This is a genomic window from Bradyrhizobium sp. WBOS08, from assembly GCF_024585125.1.
Classification (GTDB): Bacteria; Pseudomonadota; Alphaproteobacteria; order Rhizobiales; family Xanthobacteraceae; genus Bradyrhizobium; species Bradyrhizobium japonicum_B.
The window spans coordinates 4,050,036-4,062,249 of sequence record NZ_CP028988.1 but is presented as its reverse complement, the minus strand read 5'-3'; the positions used below and the strand labels follow the sequence as shown (position 1 = coordinate 4,062,249).

The 12,214-nt window shown below is 65.4% G+C and carries 11 protein-coding genes; 3 read left to right on the top strand and 8 right to left on the bottom strand.

All coding sequences use genetic code 11. From position 1 onward, the window contains the following. Positions 1 to 93: 93 nt before the first annotated feature. Complete coding sequence (locus DCM80_RS19165; RefSeq protein ID WP_257193113.1) at positions 94 to 1,032, top strand: LysR family transcriptional regulator; 939 nt, start codon at positions 94 to 96, stop codon at positions 1,030 to 1,032. Positions 1,033 to 1,280: 248 nt separating this feature from the next. Here DCM80_RS19165 and uxuA read toward each other — a convergent pair whose 3' ends face one another. The 6 genes from uxuA to DCM80_RS19135 all read right to left on the bottom strand — a co-directional run bounded on the left by uxuA (position 1,281) and on the right by DCM80_RS19135 (position 7,577). Continuing rightward, the gene (gene uxuA, locus DCM80_RS19160) at positions 1,281 to 2,471 is read right to left on the bottom strand and encodes a mannonate dehydratase (RefSeq protein WP_257193111.1); all 1,191 of its coding nucleotides are present in this window, start codon (positions 2,469 to 2,471) and stop codon (positions 1,281 to 1,283) included. 14 nt (positions 2,472 to 2,485) lie between these two features. Then, positions 2,486 to 3,535, bottom strand: coding sequence for an L-idonate 5-dehydrogenase (locus DCM80_RS19155; protein ID WP_257193110.1), 1,050 nt, complete (start codon positions 3,533 to 3,535; stop codon positions 2,486 to 2,488). Then, entirely contained in the window at positions 3,532 to 4,938 is a 1,407-nt protein-coding gene (locus DCM80_RS19150; RefSeq protein ID WP_257193109.1) for a TRAP transporter large permease, read from the bottom strand. Before DCM80_RS19150 ends, DCM80_RS19155 begins: the two co-directional genes overlap by 4 nt. A 4-nt stretch (positions 4,939 to 4,942) precedes the next feature. Further along, positions 4,943 to 5,521, bottom strand: coding sequence for a TRAP transporter small permease (locus DCM80_RS19145; protein ID WP_257176873.1), 579 nt, complete (start codon positions 5,519 to 5,521; stop codon positions 4,943 to 4,945). Between the two features lie 195 nt (positions 5,522 to 5,716). Beyond that, entirely contained in the window at positions 5,717 to 6,694 is a 978-nt protein-coding gene (locus tag DCM80_RS19140; protein ID WP_257193108.1) for a sialic acid TRAP transporter substrate-binding protein SiaP, read from the bottom strand. Between the two features lie 70 nt (positions 6,695 to 6,764). Further along, positions 6,765 to 7,577, bottom strand: a complete 813-nt coding sequence (locus DCM80_RS19135) for a FadR/GntR family transcriptional regulator (protein WP_257193107.1) — start codon at positions 7,575 to 7,577, stop codon at positions 6,765 to 6,767. A gap of 157 nt (positions 7,578 to 7,734) precedes the next feature. Between DCM80_RS19135 and DCM80_RS19130 the strand changes: the two genes are divergently transcribed. Both DCM80_RS19130 and DCM80_RS19125 read left to right on the top strand, forming a co-directional pair. Beyond that, positions 7,735 to 9,219: a mannitol dehydrogenase family protein gene (locus tag DCM80_RS19130; protein WP_257193106.1), complete on the top strand. Its 1,485-nt coding sequence runs from the start codon at positions 7,735 to 7,737 to the stop codon at positions 9,217 to 9,219. An 89-nt stretch (positions 9,220 to 9,308) separates the two neighbouring features. Further along, positions 9,309 to 9,716 (top strand): nuclear transport factor 2 family protein, encoded by a 408-nt coding sequence (locus DCM80_RS19125; RefSeq protein ID WP_257193105.1) that lies wholly within the window; start codon positions 9,309 to 9,311, stop codon positions 9,714 to 9,716. Positions 9,717 to 10,225: 509 nt separating this feature from the next. Here DCM80_RS19125 and DCM80_RS19120 read toward each other — a convergent pair. Both DCM80_RS19120 and DCM80_RS19115 read right to left on the bottom strand, forming a co-directional pair. Continuing rightward, positions 10,226 to 11,254 (bottom strand): lytic transglycosylase domain-containing protein, encoded by a 1,029-nt coding sequence (locus DCM80_RS19120; RefSeq protein WP_257193104.1) that lies wholly within the window; start codon positions 11,252 to 11,254, stop codon positions 10,226 to 10,228. 82 nt (positions 11,255 to 11,336) lie between these two features. Beyond that, the gene (locus DCM80_RS19115) at positions 11,337 to 12,137 is read right to left on the bottom strand and encodes an HAD family hydrolase (RefSeq protein ID WP_257193103.1); all 801 of its coding nucleotides are present in this window, start codon (positions 12,135 to 12,137) and stop codon (positions 11,337 to 11,339) included. Positions 12,138 to 12,214: the final 77 nt, after the last annotated feature.

The window sequence follows — 12,214 nt, the reverse complement described above, 5'->3', positions numbered from 1 at the left end:
CCAGCCCCTGTCTTTAGGCTGTGATCGCGATGACAACAGACTTGGCAAAACTCGGCAATTGCCAAATTCTCACGCGGCTCATAACATGGCGTTATGCCTGAGCTTCGCCGCATGCTGCCGTCGAGCAACGCCCTGTTCGTTTTCGACGCCGCGGCGCGCAATGGCAGCTTCACGGCCGCGGCCGCCGAATTGAACGTCACGCAGCCGGCGGTGAGCCGGATGCTCGGCCAATTCGAGGAGCATCTCGGCGTGCGCCTGTTCGATCGCAAGGCGGGACGCGCGGTGCTCACCGAAGAGGGCGAGCTGCTCTATCGCCGCGTGCTCGACGGCTTTCGCAGCATCGAGAGCGGGCTGGTCGAGATCGAGCGGCGCCGCAAGGGCACCGAGACGGTGACGCTGTCGGTCTCGTCGGCCTTCACCACGCATTGGCTGATGCCGCGCATCGACAAGCTGCAGAAGCAGTTTCCGCAGGTCGATCTGCGCTTCCAGCTCATCTCCGGCGCGTTGCGCGGGCCGGTGGAGAATGTCGACCTGGGCATGCGCTTCCGCGATCGCGACGAGCCGCCGTCGGGCGGCACGCTGGTGATGAGGGAAGTCATGCTGCCGATGTGCAGCCCCTCCTATCTCGGCGAAACCGATCCCACCGAGGGCAACACCATCATCCGCCTTGCCGAGACGCCGGGCGACTGGGCCGCGGATTACGCCTCGCTCCTCACCGGGCGCCGCGGCGCGGCCAAGGCCCTGAGCTTCACCGATTATGCCGTCGTGGTGCAGGCCGCCCTGCTCGGCCAAGGCATCGCGCTCGGCTGGCTGACGGTCGCCTCGCACTGGCTGCTCACCGGCGCGCTGGTGCCGGCCTCCGACCGGCTCACCACCACGCGCCGCGTCTGCGAATTCCTGCCGCCGCGCAACCGCCCGATGCGTCCGATCGCCGCCGAGATCCGCGACTGGATCATCGCTCAGATGGCAAGCGAGATCGCCGCCATCGACCGGCTCTATCCGAAGCTGGGCGCGATGGCGGCGTGCTACTAGCGCGCCCTCTCCCCGTCTATCGCATATGACTTACGGCGGCGGCCTTCGCGCACGCCTCGTCCTTCGAGACGGCGCTGACGCGCCTCCTCAGGATGAGGCTAATCAGCATCAGTGCTCGTTGAAAATGCTACCGCGCACTCCGCCCTCATCCTGAGGAGCCCGCCCAAAGCGGGCGTCTCGAAGGATGGCCGCAGGGAAGACTCCCAAATGCGATGCTCTGCCGCAAGCAGGGAGAGGCGCACCATCCCTCACCGATGCTCGATCGCGCGGATCGCGCCGCGCAGCTCGGCGAGGCCGCGGAGGCGGCCGATGGCGGTGTAGCCGGGGTTGGTGCGCTTGGTGGCGGCGAGGTCGTCGAGCATGCGGTGGCCGTGATCGGGACGGAACACAATCCTCTTGTCGGGCGTACGCCGCGCGTTCTCCTTGAGCAGCGCCTTGAGCACCGCGACCATGTCGACGTCGCCGTCGAGATGATCGGACTCGTAGAACGACAGCCCGTCAACCTCGCGCTTGGTGGCGCGCAGATGGGCAAAGGCGATGCGCGGGCCGAAGCGCTCGGCCATTTCAGGCAGGTTGTTTTCCGCGCGCACGCCGAGCGAGCCCGTGCACAGGCAGATGCCGTTGGCCTTGGACGGCACCGCGTCGAACAGCGCCTGATAATCGTCAGCCGAGGAAGCAATGCGCGGCAGGCCGAACAACGGCCGCGGCGGATCGTCCGGATGCAGGGTCAGCGACGCCCCGAGCTGCTCGGCCACCGGCGTCACCCGCGCCAGGAACTCGGCGAGATGCTGCCGCAGGATCCTTGGCGTGATGTCGCGATAGCTCTCCAGCCGGTCGCGGAATTGCGGGATGGTCATCGGCTCGGTGGTCGAGCCCGGCAGCGCGCTGGCAATCACCATCACGAGATAGTCGATATCGGCCTGGCTCATCTGCTCGAACAGCGATTTCGCGCGCGCCTGCTGTTCCGGCGAGTACTCCTGCACGGCCGCGGGACGCTTGAGAATATGCAGCTCGAAGGCGGCGAAACGATCCTGGTCGAAGCGCATGGCGCGGGCGCCGTTCGGCAGCTCCCATTCGAGATCGGTGCGGCACCAATCGACCACAGGCATGAAATTGTAGCAGATGATCTTGATGCCCGAGGCCGCGACAGCCTCCATGCTCGCGATCCACGCCTCGATCGACTTGGTCGCCTTCCCGCCCAGACGCTTGACGTCGTCGGGCACCGGAATCGATTCCACCACCGACCAGGCCAGCTGCGATCGGCCCGGTTGACCGTTCTCGATGAAATTCTTGCGCTCTTCGACCGCCTTGCGCGTCCAGGCCTCCCCAATCGGGACCTGATGCAGCGCCGAGACGATGTCGCTCGCCCCGGCCTGCCTGACGTCGTCGAGCGACACGGGATCATCGGGCCCGTACCAGCGCCATCCCTCTAGCATCACGGGTCTCCTCCCAATCAGGTCGCGGTCAGCACGACCTTAACGCTCTGCGAGCGATCGAGCGCCAGCCGCAGCGCATCGGGCGCGGTCGCCAGCGGCCGCTCGGCGGTGACCAGCGACAGCACGTCGACGCTGCCGTTTGAGATCAGCTCCACTGCGGTCATGAACTCAAAGCCGAAGCGGAACGAGCCGCGCAGGTCGATCTCCTTGGCCATCACCGCATTCGACGGCGTCGGGATCTGGCCGCCCGGCAGATTGCCGATCTGCACCACGATGCCGCCGCGCCTGACGATGCCGATGGCGCTGGCAAGGCCGGCGGCGGTGCCCGACACCTCGAAGGCGACGTCGTATGGGCGCAAGGCCGCCTGCGCCTTCAGGCCCTCTTCCCCGCCCGAGACATTCTCGACATGCGAAGCGCCCAGCCGGGTTGCAAACGCCAGCGGCGCCGGTGCGATGTCGGCCACCGTGATGTCGGCCATGCCGGCGCGGCGCGCGGCCAGCATGGTCAACAGCCCGATCGGGCCGGCACCGAAGATGATGCCGCGCTTGCCCTCGATATTGCCGGCGCGCGCGACCGCGTGCAGGCAGACCGCGAGCGGCTCGGCCAGCGCGGCAGCCTGGTATGACACGTGATCCGGGATCTTCACGCACTGCGCGGGGATCGCGTCGAAACAATTGGCAAAGCCGCCCTGCATGTGCGGCGTCTTCGAGGCCGAGCCCATGAAGTAGATGTTCTCGCACAGGTTCGGCCGGCCCTCGCGGCAGGCGACGCAATGGCCGCACCAGCGCGACGGGTTGACGGCGACGCGGTCGCCGACCTTCAGATTGGCGGCAGTGCCTGCGATCTCCAAGACCTCGCCCGAGATCTCGTGGCCGAGCACCAGCGGCGACTTCACCACGAAATCGCCGGTCCGGGCATAGCGGAAATAGTGCATGTCCGAGCCGCAGATGCCGCCGGCGCCGAAGCGGATGCGCACCATGCCCTCAGTAAGCCTGTCGAGCGGCTGCTCGACCATGCGCAGATCTTCGGGACCGAACAGGGTTGCGGCGAGAGCAGTCGAGGTCATTTGGAGAGTCCCATGTATTTTGGCAGCCAGAGGGTCAGTTCGGGAATGAAGGTGATCGCGATCAGCCCCAGCATCAGCGGCACCAGCCAGGGCAGGATCGCCACGGTCGTGCGCTCGACCGAGAGTTTTGCGACACGCGCGAGCACGAACAGCACCATGCCGAGCGGCGGGTGCAACAGGCCGATCATCAGGTTCAGCGTCATGATCAGGCCGAAGTGAATGGGATCGATGCCGAGCTTGAGCACGATCGGCAGCAGGATCGGCACCAGGATGGTGATCGCTGCCGTGGTATCGATGAAGCAGCCGACGAACAGGATCAGCACGTTGGCGAGCGCCAGGAACACCCATTTGTTCTGGGTGACGCTGAGCATCCAGTCCGAGAGCGTCTGCGCGGCCTGCGACACCGTGAGCAGCCAGGCGAAGATCGAGGCGGCGGTGACGATGAACAGTACGGAGGCCGTGGTCTCGATCGTGTCGAACGTCGCCTTCGCCACCGTCTGCAGCGTCATGGTGCGGTAGCGGACGAGGCCAAGAAACAGCGACCAGATCACCGCCGCAACGGCAGCTTCCGTCGGCGTGAACCAGCCCAGCGTCATGCCGCCGATCAGGATCACCGGCGCCATCAGCGCCATCACCGCCGAGAAGTCGAAATACCAGTCGATCGCCAGCAGCGTGCCGAGGCCGATGACGACCGCCACGTTGATCGAGAGGCCGGCCATCACCATCAGCCAGATCGCCATCGGGAACGACAGCACGATCAAGATCTCGAGGCCGGCCGAGCCGAGCTGCGGCCAGGAGAACGGGGTGTCGCTGCCCCATTTGTTCTTGTGGGCGAAATAGGTGACGGTGATCATCATGAACAAAGTCAGGACGACGCCCGGAATGACGCCGCCGAGAAACAGCGCGCCGATCGAGACGTTCGCCATCATGCCGTAGATCACGAAAGGCAGCGACGGCGGGATGATGGGCCCGAGCGTCGCCGAGGCCGCGGTGACGCCGACCGAGAACTCGGTCGAGTAGCCGTGGTCCTTCATCGCCTTGATCTCGATGGTGCCGAGGCCGGCGGCATCCGCAATCGCGGTGCCGGACATGCCGGAGAAGATCACCGAGCCGATGATGTTGACGTGGCCGAGGCCGCCGCGCATCCACCCCACCAGCGCGACGGCGAATTTGTAGATGCGCCCGGTGACGCCGGCGATGTTCATGAGGTTGCCGGCGAGGATGAAGAACGGCACGGCGAGCAGCGGAAAGCTCTCGACACCGGCGATCATGCGCTGCGCCAGCGTGACGTCGGGCGTCACCCCGCTGACCAGGATGTAGAGCAGCGACGAGGCGGCCATGGCGATCGCCACGGGGACGCCGAGCAGCATCAGAAGGAGAAAGCCTCCGAGCAACAGCAGCATGACGTTATATCTCCGACCCGTCGTAGGCACCGGGGCGTTCGAGGACCGAGTAACCCTGCCGCCAATGTTGCAGCGCCGCCTGCACGGAACGCAGGAACATCAGCACGAAGCCGAGCAGCACGAAGTAATAGACGTAGTTCTTGGGGAAGTTGATCGTGGTCATCTGCTCGTCGCCGATGATCTGGATGTAGACCCAGACCAGCTTGATGGCGTAGCCGAAGAAGGCGATCCGGATCAGGTCGATCATCGTCGACAGCGCGCGCCCCACGCGCGGCGGCAGATAGCGGTAGAGAAGGTCGACCTGGATGTGCCGGGACAGCCGCACGCACATCGAAGCGCCGATGAAGACCACGCCGATCAGGCAGTAGGTCGCGATCTCCTCGGTCCAGGCGTAGCTGTCGTTGAGCACGTAGCGGGTGAAGAACTGCAGGAAGACGGCGAGCGCCATCACCCAGAAGACCGCGAGCGCCACCCAATCCTCGAACGCGTAGATGCCGAGATCGACCTTCGGCGTCGCCTCCTCCTCGAAAGTATGGGCGATTTCCTCCGCGGTGATCTGGCGGTGGATTTCGGCGGTGGACATGGGTTTACCTCTCTCCAGATCGTCGTTCCGGGGCTCGCGTAGCGAGAACCCGGAACGACGTCTTTGCTCTGCGATCGCCGCTCCTCATCCTGAGGAGCTTGCGAAGCAAGCGCCTCGAAAGGATGGCCGCGGGCGACATTGGGGCCTTCATGGTTCGAGACGCGCGTTCCGCGCTCCTCACCATGAGGGTCTTGCTTACTTGACCGCCTGGATCTTCTCCCAGTCGGCCTTGCGATAGCCGAAGGTCTCGAACGCGACGTTCTTCAGCACGGTGTCGCGGAACTCGTTCTTGTCGACCTCGGTAACGCTCAGGCCCTTGTCCTTGAAGAACGCGACCAGCTTGGCCTCGTTCTGCTTGATCTCGCCGGTGGCCTTGGCGGCGGCTTCCTGCGCCACGTCGGTGAAGATCTTCTTGTCTTCGTCGCTGAGCTTCTTCCACAGGGCGCCGGCGACCACGGTGTTGAGGTGATCGACGATGTGGCCGGTCAGCACGATGTGCTTCTGCACCTCGTAGAACTTCTTGGCCTCGATCGTGGTCAGGGGATTCTCCTGCGCCTCGACGGTGCCGTTCTGAAGCGCGAGATAGACTTCGGCGAACGCGATCGGCGCGGTGTTAGCGCCGCAGGCGCGCGGCATCGCCAGATAGGCGGGCACGTCGGGCACGCGTATCTTCAGGCCCTTCATGTCGGCGCAGGTCTTGATCGGCTTGTTCGACGAGGTCTGCCGCACGCCGTAATAGGTCACCGCGACGATGTGGTGGCCGCTCTTGTCCTCGTAGCCCTTGACGAGCTCCTTGAAGATGTCGCTCTTGGTATAGGCGAGCAGATGATCGGCATCGCGGAACGTGTAGGGATAATAGGTCACGCCGATCGGCGCAAAGCTCTTGGCCGCGAAGCTCGAACCGGAGATGATGAGGTCGACCGAGCCGAGCGAGAGGCCCTGGTTGATGTCGGTCTCCTTGCCGAGCTGGGAGGCCGGATAGACGTCGATCTGGTAGCGCCCGTTGGTGCGCTTGCCGATCTCCTGCGCGGCCCAGACCGACGCGGTGTGGAACGGCTCCGAGGTCTCGTAGACATGGGCCCATTTGAGCTTGGTCTGCGCCATGCTGGCACTGGTCGCAGCCAGCAGCGCAGCGGCGGACATCATTGCTGCAATCGTCATCTTCTTCAACATCGACTTTTCCTCCATCGTTCAAGTCTGCTTCTTGTTCGCCCGCCCCGGCACGGATGCGGGCCGCACAATCTCATCGCCGCGGCGTGCTGCGGCCCGTGGCGCGCTTCCTCGGCGCAGATTTTGGCTTTGACGACTTCGCCGCGGCGCGCACGGTCCGGCTCGCTCCCGGCGACGACGCGTCCGCGTTCACGGCACCGAAATTCTGCGCGAAGCGCTCCTGCGATCTCGCCAGGTGGACCCGCATCGCCTCGCGCGCGGCTGGCGGATCATGCGCCGCGATCGCCTCGCGCACGGCGCGATGCTCGTCCAGCGCGGTGCGCCAGGTGCCCGGGTTCTCGAAATAATGCGCGAGCTGCGCGAAATAGGGATTGAGGCGCTGGTCGAACAGCTCGCCAACCACGCGCACCAGCACGGCATTGCCGAGGCTGCCGGCGATCGCGACGTGGAATGCGCGGTCGTGAACCATGGAGGCTTCGCCGGGATGCTCGACCTTCTCCATCGCGAGCAGCGAGGCGTCGATGCGGGCGATGTCGTCCTTCGTCGCCACGCGCGCGGCCTCTTCGGCGATCGCGCTTTCCAGGAATTCGCGGGCGCGCAGCAGCTCGAACGGCCCCTCGATGACGGACGCGGCTGCCGGCGCGGCGATTGCGGCAGGCTCGATCACATAGATGCCGGAGCCGACGCGAATGCGCAGCCGCCCCTCGACCTCGAGCGCAATCAGGGCTTCGCGCACCGTGGGCCTGGACACCTTGAGCTGCTCGGCGAGCTCCCGTTCGGTCGGCAAGCGGCTGCCGACCGCGTACTCGCCGCTGTCGATCAGGTTTCGCAATTGATCGGCGACCTGGCGATAGAGCCGTCTCGCCTCCACAGCTTCCAGCGGCACGCTGGTCCTCCCGAAAGGGTCACGCCGGACTTTCCGCCCGCGGCCCGCCAATTTTGGAGAATTGGCCTTACCAATTGACCAGAGCATTGACCCGGTCCGGGCGCCATGTCAAGCAGCGGCAAAGCTCAAGCAGCGGCAAAGCAAAGGGGAGACGTCCATGCGCCCAGGTTCAGCGCGTCTTGCCAGGGCCAATCTCGACCAGCTGCCGCCGGCCGTCCGCCGCCCGGCCTACGACCTCTCGCGCGTCACGCCCGGCATCGTGCATCTGGGTCTCGGCGCGTTTCATCGCGCCCATCAGGCCGTCGTCATTGACGATTGCCTTGCCACCGGCAGCGCGTCCTGGGGCATTGTCGGGGCGAGCCTGCGCAGCCCGGACACGCGCGACGCCCTCGCCCCGCAGGATCATCTCTACACGGTTGCGGTACGCGCCGCGGAGGGCACCGAGCATCGCGTCATCGGCGCGCTGCTCGACAGTGTCGTCGCACGCGAGAAGCCGGCGGCCCTGGTCGAACGGATGGCCGATCCCGCCACGCGCATCGTCTCGCTCACCGTCACCGAGAAGGGCTATTGCCACACGCCGCAGACCGGCGATCTCGACGAGCGGCACCCTGACGTCGTGCATGACCTGAACAATCTGGACGCGCCGCGATCGGCACCCGGCTTCATCGTCGCGGCGCTGGCGCGGCGGCGCGCGCTCGGAGCCAAGCCCTTCACCGTGCTGTGCTGCGACAATCTCGCCGCCAATGGCCACACTACACAGCGGATCGTGACGCAGTTTGCCGCGCTGCGCTCCAAGGATCTCGGCAAGTGGATCGCGGACAATGCCGCATTCCCCTCGACCATGGTCGACCGTATCGTTCCTGAAACCACGGCTGCCGACCGGGACGCCGTGTCCTCCGCGCTGGGCCTGCGCGACGCCTGGCCCGTCATGACCGAGCCCTTCACGCAATGGGTGGTGGAGGACCGCTTCACGGCGGGCCGGCCCGATCTTGCCGCGGCCGGCGTCGAGCTCGTCAGCGACGTCAAGCCGTTCGAGCTGATGAAGCTGCGGCTGCTCAACGCCAGCCATTCGGCGCTGGCCTATCTCGGCTATCTCGCGGGCTACGAGACCATCGCCGACACCATGCAGGATCCGCATTTCGCGCGTTTGGCCGCGCAGGTGATGGAGCAGGCCGCGGTGACGCTGACGATGCCATCAGGCTCGGATCTCGCCGCCTATCGCGCCTCGCTGCTGAAGCGCTTCTCCAATCCGGCGCTGCATCACCGCACCTGGCAGATCGCGATGGACGGCTCGCAGAAGCTGCCGCAGCGCCTGCTCGGCACGATGCGGGACCGCCTCGCGAGGAACCTGCCGATCGCAACGCATGCGCTCGCGGTCGCCGGCTGGATGCGCTACGTCAGCGCAACGGACGAGCAGGGCCGCGCCATCGACGTGCGCGATCCCCTCGCCGCCGAGTTCGCACAGTTGGCACGCGAGGCGGGGCCCGTCGCGGAGCGGCTCGCGCCGGCGCTGCTCGGGGTGGACAAGGTGTTCGGGCCGCTCGGCGCGGAGCCGCGCCTGCGCGAGGCAGTCACCGCGGCGCTCGGCCGTCTCTACCAGGATGGCGCGCGGCGGGCGGTGGAGTCGCTGGTCTCGGCCTGACCGCAATGCTGCACTGCAGTCCAAATTGAACGCGCCATCGAACGGAAGTCGCGCTTGATTTTTGTCTGTCGTTGCCCCACCCGGGAGCGATGGCAAACGACAGCAAGATCATCGCCGCCAACGCGGCCTTCTACGCCGCGTTTTCGGCAGGCGACTTCGCCGGCATGGAACGGATGTGGGCGGATGACGATGGCATTTCCTGCATCCATCCCGGCTGGCCCGCCATCGTCGGCCGCGCCACGGTGATCGGAAGCTGGCGCGACATCCTGCAAAATCCAGAGCGGCCGCAGATCGTCTGCGCCGAGCCGCAGGCGATCGTCGACGGCGACAGCGCCCGCGTGCTCTGCATCGAGATCGTCGACGGCACCGCCTTGGCCGCCGCGAACCATTTCCGCCGCGTCGGCGACGATTGGCGCCTGGTGCATCACCAGTCGAGCCCGATCGCGCAGATTGTCGAGCAAGCTGAGGACGATAGGACGAGCCACCGGGTCCACTGAACGGGCAAAGCGGGCGGCGCGCTCCAAGTCGCGTGCTCACATTTCCGGCACGAGTCTGTTTCACCTTTGAAGGTAGACCTCGAAGCGTCGTAGGCCGATGACCGCTAAGGGCCAGAAGGCGACATCAGCCAAATGAATAGGAACCTCCAGCTGAGGCTACGGCCTAAGAGCTAAAGCGCTTCAACTGCTCGTTCGCGTCCCAATCAGGGCTCGGACGACGCCCTCTGCTGAACCATTGCATTCCATTTGAAATCCAAATACTGCGCCACCGTTCGTACACTGCTTGGCGCTCGATTAGGCTGCCTCCAGCCTCATCGTCGTATCCGAAATGAATTCCGAGACTTCCGACTGCATAAGGGCCAGAGGTGCATACTACAAGGGCCTTGGCGCACGTCGGCTGTGGGCCACAAGCGGCGGTCCGGGCCGGCGCGGCACCGCGTCCGGTCTACTGCCGACAGCGGACGTCCAGACCGGCTTACCCTTTTCAGCTAACCCCGCCGACAACTGAATTATTGGCTTGCCGCCGCGGCAGCAGTCGCCACGTACTTCCCGTAGAATTCGGCGACGCGGCCGCGCCACATGCCGACGAACGCCTCTGACGTCACGTTTTCGACCGATTTCCAGCTGCGCTTGAAGGCGGGAAGGACATTGCCCCAGATCGCGCGCTTGCACCACCGCTCGCCCTTCTCCTTGCCTTCGCTGCTGGCGCACATGGATTTCCAGGCGAGGCGAGCGGGCTTGCTGATGTGCTCGGCGGCGCCTTCCCAGCCCTGCTGGTGGATCAGGTAAAGATCGCTCATGTCCGGCGTCCGGTGCGTGATCCACCCGAACTGGACGCCTTCGCTCAGGATCTTGTAAGCGGCCGCGACGGCATTATCCCGCGGACTGCGAATCTGCCCGAAGCCGAATTTGCCGAACTCATAGTGGCTGAGCTGAAAAAGCCCGATATACGATCCGGTGCGTTGATTGGGATTGAAGCCGGACTCGATCTTGGCGACCGCCATCATGAAATTGAAATCGAGCCCGAACGCGTCGGCGGCGCGCTTGATCTCTTCGGCCGGCGTTCCGACCGGAATGTCCTTGAACGCACGCAAGACGATCTCCGCCGGCTTCTCGGCGGGCGGCAGTTCGGACCAGACATAGTAGACCAGATAACGAAAATCCTGCGTCGACGCCGCTTTCGGAGTCTCAAAGGACGCATCGCGTTCCGGCGGCAGCGGTTGGACGACATCCGGTCCCAACGACGCCAATTTTGGCGCGGCGGGTTCACCGACAAGCTCCGCCTCGGCGCTCAACGGGCTGGAACCCGCTGACGTCTCCGGGCCAGGCGCTGCTCTTTCCGACCGAAGCGCCGCCGCAAGTCTGGCGGATGCCTCTGCGTATAAGGCGGGCGTCACCATGTTCGCAGGCGCCGCCATGCTCGCCGCCGCTTTCGGCATGAGGTCCGGCGCCATCGCGGCCGGTCTGTTACCGGCGGCCAGATAAAGTCCCGCGGATGCGATAACAGCCACGATGCAGAGGGTCTGCCAAGCCTTCATTGCCCGAAGTCCACGGATGGCTCCTGTAGGAAGGCTGTTTGCATGTTCCTGCGGCCTGCGGCTGAGTACTCTTCGTAGAATCTTAAGGTTTAAATGTGGTGAACGAGAGCAGGCTTTCTGCCTCGCGGCTCGATGTATCCCCCTTGCGAGTTCCCGTTTTTTGCCCGGCGACCAGTTCTGACAAATCGTCCAGCACGCACTGCGCCGCTGCAAAATCATCATCCGCAAAGAACATGCTGCGGGTGATGATGACAGGGATATTCGCCCGTGAGGCCGCGATCAGGCCGTTGGCGGAATCCTCGATGGCGACGCAGCCGGCCGCGTCCAGCTTCAGCCGCGCCAGCGTTTCGAGATAGACGTCCGGCGCGGGTTTCTTGTGCCCGACGTCGTCGCCGGCGACGATGGCATCGAACTCCGCAGCCCAGCGCGCCCCCAGCGCCTGCGACAACAGCGCATCGATGTTGACATGCGAGGTCGTGGTCGCGATCGCGAGCCGCTGGCCGCGTGCCTTCGCCGCGGCGAGCAGCTCGATCACGCCAGGCCTCAAGCGACAGCAGCCGGTCTCGACCAGTTCGGCATAATGCGCGGTCTTGATGCGGTGAAGCGCGGCGATGTCCGCATCCGGCAGCGGCGGGGCGGTCGCCAGCCGGGCGTGGTAGGCAAGCATGCGCTCCTTGCCGCCGGTCACCCGCAGCAGCTCCTTGTAGACGGCGCGGTCCCACTGCCAGTCGAGACCGTGGCGGGCGAAGGCATGGTTGAAGGCCTGCCGATGCAGCTCCTCGGTCTCGGCCAAGGTGCCGTCGACGTCGAAGATCAGCGCGGCCGCGCGCCGGATCAGCTCGCTGGCATTCGCCGGCGCCAAGGCGAGCGCTTCTGCCTGCATGATCGGTGCCTCCCTGTGACAGCCGAACATCGCCCGAGGCCGGAGGCGAGACAAATCGCAATATCTTTTGCCGGACC

Coding starts and splice junctions, on each gene's coding strand:
- DCM80_RS19155 (WP_257193110.1), bottom strand. CDS start 3,535: ATGACCTCGACTGCTCTCGCCGCAACCCTGTTCGGTCCCGAAGATCTG.
- DCM80_RS19125 (WP_257193105.1), top strand. CDS start 9,309: ATGGCAAACGACAGCAAGATCATCGCCGCCAACGCGGCCTTCTACGCC.
- DCM80_RS19150 (WP_257193109.1), bottom strand. CDS start 4,938: ATGCTGCTGTTGCTCGGAGGCTTTCTCCTTCTGATGCTGCTCGGCGTC.
- DCM80_RS19130 (WP_257193106.1), top strand. CDS start 7,735: ATGCGCCCAGGTTCAGCGCGTCTTGCCAGGGCCAATCTCGACCAGCTG.
- DCM80_RS19165 (WP_257193113.1), top strand. CDS start 94: ATGCCTGAGCTTCGCCGCATGCTGCCGTCGAGCAACGCCCTGTTCGTT.
- DCM80_RS19115 (WP_257193103.1), bottom strand. CDS start 12,137: ATGCAGGCAGAAGCGCTCGCCTTGGCGCCGGCGAATGCCAGCGAGCTG.
- DCM80_RS19120 (WP_257193104.1), bottom strand. CDS start 11,254: ATGAAGGCTTGGCAGACCCTCTGCATCGTGGCTGTTATCGCATCCGCG.
- DCM80_RS19140 (WP_257193108.1), bottom strand. CDS start 6,694: ATGTTGAAGAAGATGACGATTGCAGCAATGATGTCCGCCGCTGCGCTG.
- DCM80_RS19145 (WP_257176873.1), bottom strand. CDS start 5,521: ATGTCCACCGCCGAAATCCACCGCCAGATCACCGCGGAGGAAATCGCC.